This is a genomic window from Streptomyces sp. NPDC006476 (genome assembly GCF_040612015.1).
GTDB classification, from domain to species: domain Bacteria; phylum Actinomycetota; class Actinomycetes; order Streptomycetales; family Streptomycetaceae; genus Streptomyces; species Streptomyces griseorubiginosus_B.
The window spans coordinates 30,883-44,226 of the sequence record NZ_JBEXPK010000006.1 but is presented as its reverse complement, the minus strand read 5'-3'; the positions used below and the strand labels follow the sequence as shown (position 1 = coordinate 44,226).

Sequence of the window (13,344 nt, the reverse complement as noted above, 5' to 3'; positions counted from 1 at the left end):
GCTCAGGGCCGCAGTGTCAGTGCCGGTTCCCCCCGGTCGTCGTCGGCCCCGAGCACGGCGGTGAAGGCGTCCGTCCGTACGGTCAGCCCTTCCCCGGTGCGTTCGACCGCCACGGTCAGCGGCTCCGCGGAGCCGTACCGTACGGCGAACACGTGCAGGTCTTCCGGCGCGTCCGGCACCGGGCCCGCTTCGAAGGCGGTGGAGCTGACGAGGTGGCGCCAGCCCTCGTCGGGGTTGCCGTAGCCGCGGGGGTCGGCGGCGAGGGCGAACGCCGCCTGTTCCTGGGTGAGTTCGGCGCGGGCGTCGAAGTGTTCCGGGCCCTTTGCCCGCGGGTGGGTCAGTCGCAGGGTCCCGGCCGACGCCACCGCGCCGGTCGCCGTCCGGCGGACCCGGTCGCCGTCGTCGGCGGCGTAGGGCAGTCCGGCGAGCAGGTACGGCTCCCCGGGGAGGCGTTCGAGGGCGACCGTCGTCCACAGCCGCGTGCCGTCGGTGACGTACAGGGAGCGCACGTGCCGCAGCACGTGGTCGCGGCCGACGACCGGTTTGCTGACGAGTTTCGCCGTCAACGTGTCGGTGCGCACGTCCCGGACGCGGACCTCGCCCATGGGGCGGCAGAAGACGAAGCCGTCGAGCACCGGGCCGAAGCCGTGCTGGCGGTTGACGGCAGCGGGCAGGTAGTAGGTGCCGTCGGCCTCGACGACGGACGGGGTCATCCGGTCGTCGAAGGCCACCGAGACCGTGCCGGCGCGCAGTTGATGGCGGGTGGATGCCGTGGACGGTTCGCGGTGCCAGCCGGTGGTGTCCTGGATCTGCCAGACGAGCATCCAGGCGAAGTGGCCGTCGACGCCGCCGTCCGGTTTGGCGGCGTACCGCGCCCAGCGGCTGTCGCCGCGGTAACGGCCGAGGTCGGAGCCGACGCGGGCGCTGAAGTAGCGCAGCCCGAGCACCGACTCGAAGGCGGAGTGCTGTTCGCTGTAGCGCGGTCCGCCGTTGTCGAAGCCGCCGCCCGTCAGACGGGCGTCGATATAGCGGGCGAGCGCGTCGCCGTCCTCGGCGAAGACCGGATCGCCGCTGATGCGGTGGGCCTGGGCGAGGAAGGACAGGGAGATCGGACCGTAGTTGTTGTCGTAGGCGCCGCGGTGCTCGGGCGGCAGCAGCGCGCCCCGGTCCGGGACCCGGTGGGCGCGGATCTCGTCGAGGTACAGCCGCAGGGCGCGCTCGCGCATCGCGTCCGCCGGGGCGTCCGGCAGATGGCGGGCGAGCATCAGTCCGCCGACCACGCACCCGATGGCCTGGTTGCCGGCCTCCTGCGGGTTGAAGAAGGTCGCCTCGGTGAGCCAGCGCCAGTAGCCCCGCGCCACCTCCAGCAGCTCGGTCCGCTGCTCCTCCTCGACGAGTCCCTCGGCCAGGTCGAGGAGGTTGACCGCCTGCAGCAGCGCCCACACCGTGCTCGGCCAGTCGCCGATGGGGTGCGCGCCGGCCTCGAGGACGTAGCGGGCGTACGGCAGACCGGAGTTGCGGACCCTGAGGTTCGGGTAGCCGGGGTTGTCCTCGCGGTAGACCCGCTCGCGCAGATGGAAGGCGAGGCTGCGGTGCACCGCCTCGGGCAGGCGCGGATCCTTGGAGCGCTGCCAGGCGAGGGCCAGCAGGGAGGTGACGCCCAGCGAGGTGTCGCCGATGTCGTCGTCGGCGTCCGGGTGCTCGAGGTTGCCCTCCGGGGTGATCCGGGCGAGGGCCTGCTCGACGACGTCGGCGAGGACGGCGTCGTACGCCTCGGGGGTGTCGGGCAGGTCGTGGAGCGGGCCGCGCTGGTGGAGGAGGTGCACGGAGATCAGCCCTTCATGCCTGAGATGTGGCGCGAAGTGTGAGGGTCAGTGTCTGCGGTCCGTGCCCACCGAGGTAGACGCGGTTCCCTGTCGTCGCGTCGGTGCCGCCGGCCACGGTGTAGTCCTCCCCCGGGTCGTACCGCAGTACGTCGCCCCGGTCCGGTCCGGCCAGCGGCTCGCCCGCCTCGACGGCGGCCTCGACCCGGATCTCGTCGTCGCCGACGCGGTAGGTCAACGGCCCGTTCGTCAGGCACCAGCGTCCGTCGCCGAGCGGTACGGCGCCCTGCGGCTCGCCGCCCGGCCGGAAGGTCAGTTCGAGGGCCCAGGGCACCGGTGGGCCGCTGATGTCGATCCTCAGGTCGGCTCCGTCCGACCGCAGGTCGACCTCGACTCGGACCCTGTGGGAGACCTCGTCCTGAGGACGATCGGGGAAGGCCATCGCCGCGGAGAAGCGGCCCTCGTCCACCAGACGATAGGCGCCGTCGTCGCGCCTCCGGTCCTTCGGGAGCGGCTGGTAGTAGGCGGCCGTGAGGGTTTCGGTGAGCCGGTACCGGTTGGCGGCGAGCTGTTCCATGTCGGCGGCGCGGAACGGGCCCAGGTCGAAGAACCCTCGTGAGAGGCGCACCGCGTCGAGGACGGCGGCACCGGCGAACAGGCGCAGGAACGTGGGATTGCAGGCGAGACCGGAGCGGATGCGCCGGTGCTCGGGGACGTCGGAGCCGCCGTACACCACGGTGTGCGCGGTGGCCGAGGCGTGTGCGGCGAGGCGTGCGGTGGGGAGGTACCGGTCGCGCGGGAGCTTCTCCGCGTCCGGGGCCGGCAGGGCGCGGCACAGATCCGGGGTGAGGAGGGTCTGGGCGAGCAGGTCGGGGTCGTGGATGCCGTCGGCGGCCGCCAGGCGGGCCGCGCGGGCGAAGTCGCCCCGGCCGGTGCGGATCGCGAGCAGCCGGTAGTGCGGCAGGTACGGCCAGAGCGCGAACGACATCCTCTGGTCCTGGCGGCGCGAGTGGACGGTCTCCACCGTGCCGTCCGGCCTGATCAGGTCCAGGGTCGCATCGAGGTTGCGTTCGACGGCGTCCAGCAGGTCGGTACGCCCGAGCACCTCGGCCAGCAACAGCAGCGACGGGTTGGTCACGAGGGACGCGTAGACGGCACTGCGTTCCGAGTACAGGCCGTCCGCGTCGATGTCGACGCCCTCGGCGAGCCACTCCTCGGCGCGGGCGAGCAGCCGGTCGTCCGGGAACGAGCGGTGCAGCCGGGCCAGCGCCGCGGACAGCTCCCAGCGGTGGTTCGGGGTGTGCACCCCGCCGGTCAGAAGAGGGTTGGTGGTGGCGGCCGCGATGTCGGCGAGCGCCGCCGTGACGTCAGCCAGTTCCGGCCCCGCGCCCGCGGCGAGGACGTGGGCGTCGCACACGTCGTTGACGGTGAACGCGGAGTCCGGCGGCGACTGCACGTTGTCTCCGCCCGCGAAGAGGCCGGAGGCCGTCTGCAGGGACCGCAGGGCACGGAGGTGGGTCAGCGCGGCGGCGACGACCCGCTCGCTGCCGTGCTGGGCCGACTCCGGCGAGCGGTACGCCGCGACCAAGGTCTTCACCCGCCGGGCCAGGGCGCGGTGCGGCCCGATGAATTCCGCCGACGGGTCGGCCGACCCGTCGGCGGCGAGCGCCGCTGCGCGGACGAACTCGCGGTCGAACGAAGCGGGCAAGGGTCAGTCCTTCAGTCCGGCGTTGATGTCGGCGCTCATGACATAGCGCTGGAAGACCAGGAAGATCACGATCAGCGGGATCATGGAGATGACCGACGCGCCGAGCAGGACCGACCAGTTGATGTTCTGTGCGCCGACGATGCTCTGGATGCCGATCTGCACGGTGAACTTGTTGGGGTCGTTGAGCATCAGCAGGGGCCAGATGTAGTCGTTCCACCGCCACTGGAAGGACAGGATGGCGAGGGTCAGCATGATGGGCCGGGAGAGCGGCACCATGATCCGCAGGAAGATGGACAGTTCGCGGGCGCCGTCGATGCGCGCGGCTTCCACGAGTTCGTCGGGCACCGTCAGGAAGAACTGGCGGAACATGAAGCATCCGGTCGCGGTGAGCACGGCCGGGAGGATGATGCCGGCGAAGGAGTTGTAGAGGCCGAGGTTGCGGACCACCAGGAACTCGGGGGCGAGCATGACCTCGCCGGGCAGCATCGTGGTGGCCAGGATGCAGATGAAGAAGGCCTTGAGCCACCTGTTGTCGTACTTGGCCAGCGCGTATCCGGTGCAGCAGCTGACTCCCACGGTGAGGATCGTCGTGATCACGCACACGAGGGTCGTGTTGATGAAGTACTGGGAGAAGTTGGCGCTGCGCCACGCCGTCAGGTAGCCCGACAGGGTGGGGTGGTGCGGGACCAGCGTCAGCGGATAGGAGAACAGGTCGCTGGCCGGCTTGAGGGAGCTGAGGATGAACCACAGCACCGGCAGCCCGTAAAGGCAGGCGAGGATCCACAGCAGTGTCGTCGCGGACACCGCCTGCCGCAGCCCACCGGTGGCGGTGCCGCCGGACCGCTTCTTGGAGGCGGCCGGTCCGGAGCCCTTCTCGACCGGGCGTGGGATGTCTGTGGTTGTCATCGGTTCTCCACCCGCCGGTTGACGATCAGCTGGATGATCGCGACGGCCATCAGGATGAGCATGAGCACGAACGACGCGGCGCTCGCGTAGCCGATCTGGCCCCGTTTGAAGCCGGTCTCATAGATGTACTGGACGAGCAGGTTGTTCGAGGTTCCGGGTCCGCCGTTGTTGAGGGCGACGAACACCGGGTACTCCTTCATCGCGTTGATCGTGTTGAGCAGGATGACGATGAACGAGGTGGGCGCAATGCTCGGCAGCGTGATGCTGATGAACTGGCGCCACGGCCCGGCGCCGTCGAGCGAGGCCGCCTCGTAGTACGACACCGGCACGTTCTTGATCGCCGCGATGAACAGCAGCATCGTGAAACCCGTCCACATCCAGGATGCCGCCATCACCACCACCACCAGCGACAGGTCCGCGTTCGACTGCCATGGAACGGCGCTTCCGCCGAGCTTCTCGATGACGTAGTTGACCAGGCCGAAGTTCTCACCGAACAGCCACCGCCACAGGACACCCACGACGATGGGCGACAGCAGCCACGGGATGAAGAAGATGACGCGGGCGACCGACGCGCCCTTGGCGCGCTTGTTCACCACGAGGTTGGCGGCGAGCAGGGAGAGCGCGAAGTTCAGCGGGACGAAGAGGACGGCGTACAACACCGTCCGGGTCAGGGCGTCGTAGAAGGTGGAGTCCCCGAACAGGTGGTGGTAGTTGTCCAGGCCGATGTACTGGAACGCCCCCACACCGGTGTAGTTCGTGAAGGAGTAGACGAGCCCGATCACCGCCGGCCACACGAAGAACAGCCCGAAGAGCACGACATTGGCCGCGATGAGGACGAGCGGCGCAAGGGTGTACTTACTGCGTCTCCTGGGCGGACTCACGGACACGTCCGAGGCGCTTTTGGTCATCTTCCTGACTCCGTGCTGGTGGAATGGATTCCTGTGGGCTCACGCCGATGAGCCCGACATCACGTGGGCACGCGCGGGGGCCGGGCGGCGGAGTCTCGGTCCGCCGCCCGGCCGACTGTCCTACGATGCGCCGCCGACCTGCTGGTTGTAGCCGGCCACGATGTTCTCCAGGGCCTTGTCGGACGACTGCTGACCGTTGATCGCCTTGCCGAGCTCCGTCTTGGTCGGATCCTCGGTGATGCTCTTGCCCTTCAGCGCCCACGCGGTCTGCGCGCTGTTGAAGTAGCCCGAGATCGGGGCGTAGAGCGGGATCTCCTGGTTGTACAGCTTGAACGCCGCCTGCGCCGCCGGGGAGGTGAAGGGGTACTTCGGGTTCAGACCGCTCTCGACCGGGAGGAACCCGGAGGACTCCACCAGTTCGGTGTACTGCTTCGGGTCGTAGATCCAGTTCATGAACTTCTTCGCGGCGGTGGCCGCGGCGCCGTTGTTGTTGAAGCCGACCATCATGCCGCCGCTGTTGACGTCACTGGCCTGCACCGGCTGGGCGGGAGTCGGGACGCTCGCCCAGTCGAACTTCTTGATGCTCTCCGCGAAGGACGCGACCTGCCAGACACCGGACCAGTAGGCGACCACGTCACCGCTCTGGAACATGGCGGACGGGTCGGCGCCGCTCGTCCACACCGACTTCGGCATGGTCTTGTCGTCGTTCCAGCCGACGAAGGTCTTCACGGCCTTCTTCGTCGCGTCGTCCACCGAGAACTTGCCGGAGGAGTCCGCGTGGACGTACTTGCCGCCCATCTCGTACACCATGGCGCGCAGCCGGGAGGGCGACTGGTCGAACGCCAGGGAGTACTTGGCGCCGGTCTTCTCGCGGACCTTGTTGGCCGCCGCGATGAAGTCGGTCCACGTCCAGGTCTTGTCGGGCGAGGCCGGGAAGGAGACGTTCGCCTTCTTGAACAGCGACTCGTTGATGAACAGGCCGGAGGCGGTGACGTCCGAGGGGATCGACAGCACCTTGCCGGAGGAGTCCTTGGCGAGGAAGTTGGCGTTGATGTTGTAGCTCTTGTTGTCGGCGATGGACCTGAGGTCGATCAGCTTGTTCGACCAGATGGGGTCCAGCGCCGGCACGGCCGCCACATCGGGCAGGGAGTTCGCCTGCGCGGCGTTGTGCAGCTTCGTCGTGTAGCCGTCGTAGGGGATGTTGACGAGCTTGACGGTGACGCCGGCTTCCTTCTTGTACTGGGAGACCAGCTTCTTCCAGCCCGCGTCCTGGCCCGGAACCGTGGAGATCCAGAACGTCAGCGACTTGGAGTTGCCGCCCGAGCCGGAACCCGACCCGCAGGCGGAGAGCAGCAGGGCACCTGCCGTGGCCACGGCAGCGAGGGGAACCAGGCGGCGTATACCGCCGCGGCCGAGTCGGCGGGAGCGCCGCACACCCACACGGGTCATTTCGATCCCTTTTCGTCGTAGCGGACGGAGCCCGGCGCCGGCCGCTGGTTGTTGCAGGTCCCCGTTTCCTATCACTGCGATTGAATACCCACAAGGGTTATCGCACCCCGTTGCGGATCCGAAATCCTCGGCCACCCTTGGCAACGGGCCGAAGACTGGTAACCTCCGGACAGCCAGGGAAGACGTATACGGACGGGACTTATCCTCAGTCCGATGGATTATGGGGGAGGGTTGTGAAGCGACCGGCGCCACGTACGGCGACAACTCGGCACGTCACCCAGATCAACCGGACCGCGATACTAGACGTCCTGCGGGAGCACGGCCCACTGTCCCGGCGTGACATCCAGCAGCGCACCGGCCTCGGCTCGGCCACCATCGAGCGGCTGTGCTCCGCCCTCCTGGAGGAGGGCGCGGTCGAGGCCGCGGGCCAGGTGCGCCAGTCGGTCGGCCGGCCCTCGACCCTGCTGCGCTTCGCGTCGTCGGCCCGGGCCATCATGGCCGTCGACGTCACCGAGTACACGGCCCGCGGGCGCCTTGTCGACCTGGGCGGAAGCACCCTCTACGAGGAGAGCCACACCTTCGCCCTGGAGGGCCAGGACGCGGGCGCCGCGCGCATCGACGGACTGCTCGCGCTCGTCGACCGGCTGACCTCGCCCGAGACGGGGGTGACGGCACCGATCGTCGCCGTCGGCATCACCGTTCCCGGCATCGTGCACGAAGGCGTGGTGACCAAGGCGGTCGAGCTCGACTGGCAGGAGGTGCCGCTCGCCGACATCGTCTCGGCCCGCAGCGGACTGCCGATCCTCGTCGAGAACGACGCCAACGCGACGGCCTACGGCGAGTGGCACAGCGGCGCCCTCGCGAACGCGCACAGCGCCGTCGCGCTGGTGCTCGGCGCCAGACTCGGCGCGGGCATCATCAACGAGGCGCGCCTGCACCGCGGGCACCGCTCGGCGGCGGGCGAGATCGGTTTCCTGCTGACCTCCAGCGCGTCCTTCTCCCGCTACTTCACGGAACAGGGCGACGTCGACTCCACCCTGGCGGCGCAGGTGCTTCCGTTCGCCGCGCGGGAGGGCCTGCACGGCAAGCGCATCGGTCCCGCGTTCCGCGCGATGATGGCCTGCTGCCGGGCCGGTGACAGCGAGGCCGAGCAGGCCCGCGACGAGTTCTTCGACTCCATCGCCCTCGCCCTCGTCGCCACCTCGGTCGTGCTCTCGCCCCAGGTCATCGTGCTCGCCGGCGCCTTCGCCCAGTACAGCGAGGAGTCGGCGGAGCAGCTGACCCGGCGCCTCGTCGGCCGGATCCCCTGGGTGCCGCGCATCGCGGTGAGCGACCTGGGCTTCGACGCGGCGATCACCGGCGTGAGCGCGCTGACGATCGAGCACGCCCGCTCCGCGACCTACCTCGCATGAGCCGCCCTCCAGCCCCCCACAAGCCCGATCAAGACGGAGCACGCGTGAAGGACGAAGAGATACGGATAGCGGTCGTGGGCACCGGCGACGTCGCCATGGACCACGCGGCCGCCCTCACCGCCCCGGGCCCGGTCCCCGCGAGGATCGTGGCGGCGGCGGACACCGACCGGACCCGGCTGGAGGCCTTCCAGGCCAAGCACGGGGCCCCGGCCGGCTACGACGACCTGGACGTGCTGCTGGAGCGGTCCCGCCCCGACCTGGTGTACCTGTGCACACCTCCCGGTCTCCACCGCGACCAGGCCCTCGCCTGTCTGCGCGCCGGTGCCAGCGTGCTGGTGGAGAAGCCTCCCGCGCTGTCCCTGCGGGAGTTCGACGAGATCGCCGGTGCCGCGAGCGGACCGCCGTGGTTCGCGACCGTGTTCCAGCACCGTTTCGGCCGCGGCCAGGCCGCGCTCAAGTCCCTGGCCGCCTCGGGAGTGCTGGGCCGCCCACTGCTCGCGGTCTGCCACACCACGTGGTTCCGCGACCAGTCGTACTACGACGTGCCCTGGCGCGGCCGCTGGGACACCGAGGGCGGCGGGCCCACCATGGGGCTCGGCATCCACCAGATGGACATGATGCTGGACCTGCTCGGCGACTGGACCGGGATACAGGCCCTCACCAGGACGCAGGCACGCCGTACCGAGACCGAGGACGTCTCGATGGCGCACGTGACGTTCGCGAACGGCGCCGTCGCCTCGGTGGTGAACAGCTCCCTCTCCCCGCGCCAGGAGTCCTATCTGCGCTACGACTTCGAGTACGCCACCGTCGAGGTCACCCACCTGTACGGCTACCGGGACGAGGACTGGCGGGTGACCCCGGCACCGGGACACGACCACGTCCTCACCGAGTGGAAGGCCGCCATGGCCGGCGCCGGGCACGGGGCCGGCGCCCAGAACTCCCGCAGCGGTCACTGGGCGCAGTTCGCCAAGGTGCTGACCAGTCTGCGCGAGGGTACCCCGCCGCCCGTGCCGCTGGCCGAGTCCCGCCGCACCCTCTCCCTGGTGGCCGCCCTCTACGCCTCCGGCGCCGTCGGCCGTCCCGTCAAGCCCTCGGACGTCGCTCCCGGTACGCCGTTCTACGACAGCATGTCCGGCCGGCGTCCCGACTGACACCGCGTTCACCCGCACGACAGGTCCCGGCCGCCCAACCCCCTCCGCCGGGACACGAACCGGCCGTAGATCTTCGCACGGACGCATCGGTCGACCCGGGCGGCTCACGCGCCGTCCACCAGTCCCCCACGAGCGCACGCCATGTCACCCCCTTCGGCCGCACGGCCGCAGAACTGAAGAGAGGCACACGCATGCCGTCATCTGCCGGGCACCGCTCCCCCTCCGTCGGCAGACGGGGCTTCCTGAAGACCTCCCTGGGCGTCTCGGCGGGTGTGCTGGCCGCGCCCACCTTCGCCTCCTGGCTGGCCGCCGCGGACGCCAAGGCCGCCACGGGCCCCGCCGCGTTCGTCGACGACTACAAGACCAACCTCCCGACGAACCTCACGCCGGAGACGAACGCGGTCGTCCGGATCCTCGGCGGCTTCGCGCAGGTGTGGAAGACGGGCGGCGCCTGGAACACCGGCATGCCGCTGCAGCCCGACCTGCTGCGCGCCAACGTCCGCTACAGCATCCGCATCACGCGTGCGCGCACGGAGGAGCAGGCCAAGGAGGCGTTCATCTACGACCGCCAGCACCAGAGCTACGCGATGATCGCGGGCCTGGGTCCGCTCGCCGCCCTGTACAGGGCCGGCGCCAAGGCGGTCACCTCGATCACCAGCGCCCCCGACGGCACTCCGCCCACCACCGTCAGCGACGCCGTTCCGGCCGACGCCCCGGCGGGCTCGGCGCAGGGCGCCGGTTCGCACGACTCCGATCTCGGCAAGGTGGCCGAGCTGGTCGACATCGTCCGCGGCACCTGGGCGTCGGGCAACCCGTCCAAGTACGCATACCAGTACCCGCGGCCCTGGCGCATGAACGAGGACAGCCAGGTCGTCGACACCGGGAAGACGGACGCGCTCGGCTACCCCGTCTACGACTCCCAGGTGATCGTCGCGCCCCAGCTGCTGCGCCAGCGCAACACCTCCCCCACGGACGACGCCGGCTTCCCCAGCGGCCACACCAACGCCTTCCACCTGGCCGGCCTCGCCTACGCGTACGCCGTGCCGGAGCGCTTCCAGGAGCTGGTGACGCGGGCCCTCGAACTCAGCCACACCCGGATCGTGGCGGGCATGCACTCCACGGTCGACGTGATCGGCGGCCGCATCATGGCCACCGCGCTGGCCGCCGCCACCCTGGCCGACCCGGCGAACGCGAGCCTGAAGGCGGCCGCCCGCGCCCAGGCCCTGGCCTACTTCACCCAGAAGACCGGCACGAATGCCGACACCCTCTTCGCCTACGCGCACTCCGACGCCTCCGACGCCTACGCCGACCGGGACGCCAACGCCTGCGCGGTGGCGCCCCGCCTGACGTACGTGCTCACCCGCCGGGGCCGGAGCCTGCCGCTGACCGTGCCCAAGGGCGCGGAGGTGCTGCTGGAGACGCGGCTGCCCTACCTGGACGCCGACCAGCGCCGGGAGGTGCTGCGGACCACCGCGCTGCCCTCCGGGTACGTGCTGCTGGACGGCTTCGAGCAGTGGGGGCGGCTGAACCTGTTCGCCGCCGCCGACGGTTACGGCGCCTTCGACTCCGACGTGACGGTGACGCTGGACGCGGCCGCGGGCGGCTTCGGCGCGGCCGACAGCTGGCGCAACGACATCGACGGCGACGGCGGGCTGACCAAGCAGGGCACCGGCACGCTCACCCTGACCGGCCACAACACGTACACGGGCGGCACCGTGGTGAAGGACGGCACGCTGGTCGCCGCCTCGTCCCACGCGCTGGGTCACGGGGACGTGCGGGTGTCCGGCGGCACGCTGCGGGTGCAGCGTCCGGTGCAGGTGCACGGCGTCTACTCCCAGGAGTCCGCCACGCTGGCGCTGACGCTGCGGTCGGGCCACGAGCCCGCCCTGGAGGTGACGCGCCGGGCACTGCTCGGCAAGGGCAGCGTGCTGTCGCTGCAGCTCGACGCCGACCGGCCGCCGGCTGCGGGCCGGACGGTGCGCGTCCTGGCGGCTCCGTCGCTGCGCGGCCAGTTCGACCGCGTGGAGCTGAACTCCGACCGGCTGCGGGCCGTACCCGTCTACACGACGGAAGGTCTGTCGGTACGACTCCTGAAGCGGTGACGCCCGAGGGCGGGAGCTGATGCGAGAGTAGGGCCCATGAGAAGCGCCCGGATCGCTCCCGCCCGCCCGCGGTCCCCGTCACCGCGGGGCGGATGATGGCGCACGAACAGCACTCGGTCCTCGATCCCCGGGCACCGGACGGCGAGGAGCGGCCGCCACCCCCGGTGACGGTCGCCCCGCCGCCCGGCCGGCCCTGGCGGCGCCTGCTGCTGCCGCTCCTGGTGGTGGTGCTGCTAGCCCAGATGGCCGCCGCCATGGTCACCGCCGCCGTACAGCAGACGCCGACGATCGACGAGCCGATCTATGTCGCCACGGCCGCCGACTATCTCCACGAGCACCGCGTCCGCCTCAACCCGGAGCACCCCCCGCTCGGCAAGCTCGTCATCGCCGCCGGGGTGGCGATCGCCGACCCGCACCTGGACACGTCCTACAAGGGCGACCAGAGCCGGTTCGCCCAGCATCTGCTCTACGCCTCCGGAAACGACCCCTGGCGGCTGATGTTCTGGGCCCGTCTGCCGGTGATCGTGCTGACGCTGCTGTTCGGGCTCGTGGTGTTCGCCTTCGCCCGTGAACTGGCGGGCGCCGCGGCCGGGTTGGCGGCCCTGGCCGTGTACGCCTTCTCCCCCGACCTGATCGCCCACGGCTCGCTGGCCACGCTGGACGTGCCGGCCGCGGGCTTCGTGCTGACCTCGGCCTGGCTGCTGTGGCGGGCCCGCGGGCGGCCCCGGCTGTACGTCCCCCTGGCCGGGCTGGCCCTCGGGGCGGGCCTGGCGACCAAGATGAGCGTGCTGCCGGTGGTTCCCGTGCTGGTGGCGCTGGCCGCGTGGGCGGTGTGGCGGCCGGGGTCCGCGGACCGGCGCCGGGCCCTGGCGCGCTCGCTCGGGGCCGCCGGCGTCGTCGCGGTGGCCGCCGTGGCGGTCGTATGGGCGTCGTATCTCGTGGTCGATCCGCGGCTGCGGTGGTCGCCGGCCGGGCAGCAGGTGCCCGCCGTGCACGGGCTGAAGGGGCTGCTGGTGCGGCTCATGCCGGTCCCCGAGTCCTACCGGGACGGGATGCGCATCCAGTTCGGGCTGGAGAAGTACCCGTGGCAGGGCTTCCTGTTCGGGCATCTGTACACCGGGTCCCGCTGGTACTACCTGCCGGCCGCGCTGCTGGTGAAGACACCGCTCGGCATGCTCGCGCTGTGGGCCGCCGGTGCCGTCGTGATGGTGACCGTACGGCGGCTGCGGCCCGCCGCGCCCTATGTGCTGGTCCCGGCCGCCGTGCTGATGGCCTCGGCGATGACCGGCTCGCGGGACTTCGGGACCCGCTACGCCCTCTTCATGCCGATGTTCCTGGCGGTGGCGGCCGGGTGTGTGCTCCTGGTGCGGTGGCGGTGGGCGCCGCTCGCGACGGGGGCGCTGGTGGTGTTCGTCGCGGTCAGTTCGCTGCGGACGTTTCCCTACTACCTGCCGTACTCCAACGAGGCGTTCGGCGGTCCGTCCAAGACGTATCTGCGGCTGCACGACTCCAACGTGGACTGGGGGCAGGACCTCGGCCGGCTCGCGGACCGGCTGCGCGAGCGGTACCGGGGCGAGCGGGTCTGGCTGGTGTACAAGGGCAGCGGTGTGCCGGCGTACTACGGCATCGACGCGTCCGATCCGCGCAAGGTGCCGGCGCGTCAGGTGCACGGACTGCTGGTCGTGTCGGACACGGCGGTCGACAAGGCGCGCGGGCAGCTCGGGACCCTGATCGACAGCAGCCGCCCGGTCGACGAGGTCGGTCATTCGATCACGATCTACCGCCGGTGACACGGCGTCCCGGCAGGCCATCCGAGGGTTCGTCTCAGGGTGCCGGATGCGCCCGCACAAGCCCTGGTCACGACGGTGTGTGAGCTATGTTGAAG

Annotated in this window: 9 protein-coding genes; 4 read left to right on the top strand and 5 right to left on the bottom strand. The window is 70.7% G+C overall.

Annotation, left to right across the window (positions count from 1 at the left end):
• Nucleotides 1–2: 2 nt before the first annotated feature.
• The 5 genes from ABZZ74_RS08585 to ABZZ74_RS08565 form a co-directional block, all read right to left on the bottom strand.
• On the bottom strand, nucleotides 3–1,826 hold the full coding sequence (locus ABZZ74_RS08585; protein ID WP_356762549.1) for a hypothetical protein: 1,824 nt from the start codon (nucleotides 1,824–1,826) through the stop codon (nucleotides 3–5).
• Nucleotides 1,827–1,839: 13 nt separating this feature from the next.
• Nucleotides 1,840–3,531, bottom strand: a complete 1,692-nt coding sequence (locus ABZZ74_RS08580; RefSeq protein ID WP_356762548.1) for a hypothetical protein — start codon at nucleotides 3,529–3,531, stop codon at nucleotides 1,840–1,842.
• Between the two features lie 3 nt (nucleotides 3,532–3,534).
• A complete protein-coding gene (locus tag ABZZ74_RS08575) occupies nucleotides 3,535–4,437 on the bottom strand; it encodes a carbohydrate ABC transporter permease (RefSeq protein WP_356762547.1) in 903 nt (300 codons plus the stop codon).
• Nucleotides 4,434–5,345 carry a sugar ABC transporter permease gene (locus ABZZ74_RS08570; protein WP_356762546.1) on the bottom strand — a complete coding sequence of 304 codons (912 nt, stop codon included), beginning with the start codon at nucleotides 5,343–5,345 and terminating at the stop codon, nucleotides 4,434–4,436. Before ABZZ74_RS08570 ends, ABZZ74_RS08575 begins: the two co-directional genes overlap by 4 nt.
• Nucleotides 5,346–5,465: 120 nt before the next feature.
• Nucleotides 5,466–6,794, bottom strand: a complete 1,329-nt coding sequence (locus tag ABZZ74_RS08565) for an extracellular solute-binding protein (protein ID WP_356762545.1) — start codon at nucleotides 6,792–6,794, stop codon at nucleotides 5,466–5,468.
• 233 nt (nucleotides 6,795–7,027) lie between these two features.
• On the opposite strand from ABZZ74_RS08565, the gene ABZZ74_RS08560 reads away from it, so the two are divergent.
• From ABZZ74_RS08560 to ABZZ74_RS08545, 4 genes are all read left to right on the top strand, one after another.
• Complete coding sequence (locus tag ABZZ74_RS08560; RefSeq protein WP_356762544.1) at nucleotides 7,028–8,206, top strand: ROK family protein; 1,179 nt, start codon at nucleotides 7,028–7,030, stop codon at nucleotides 8,204–8,206.
• A gap of 44 nt (nucleotides 8,207–8,250) precedes the next feature.
• Nucleotides 8,251–9,357, top strand: coding sequence for a Gfo/Idh/MocA family oxidoreductase (locus tag ABZZ74_RS08555; protein ID WP_356762543.1), 1,107 nt, complete (start codon nucleotides 8,251–8,253; stop codon nucleotides 9,355–9,357).
• A 191-nt stretch (nucleotides 9,358–9,548) separates the two neighbouring features.
• On the top strand, nucleotides 9,549–11,459 hold the full coding sequence (locus ABZZ74_RS08550) for a phosphatase PAP2 family protein (protein ID WP_356762542.1): 1,911 nt from the start codon (nucleotides 9,549–9,551) through the stop codon (nucleotides 11,457–11,459).
• A gap of 92 nt (nucleotides 11,460–11,551) precedes the next feature.
• On the top strand, nucleotides 11,552–13,249 hold the full coding sequence (locus tag ABZZ74_RS08545; protein ID WP_356762541.1) for a phospholipid carrier-dependent glycosyltransferase: 1,698 nt from the start codon (nucleotides 11,552–11,554) through the stop codon (nucleotides 13,247–13,249).
• Nucleotides 13,250–13,344 lie beyond the last annotated feature (95 nt).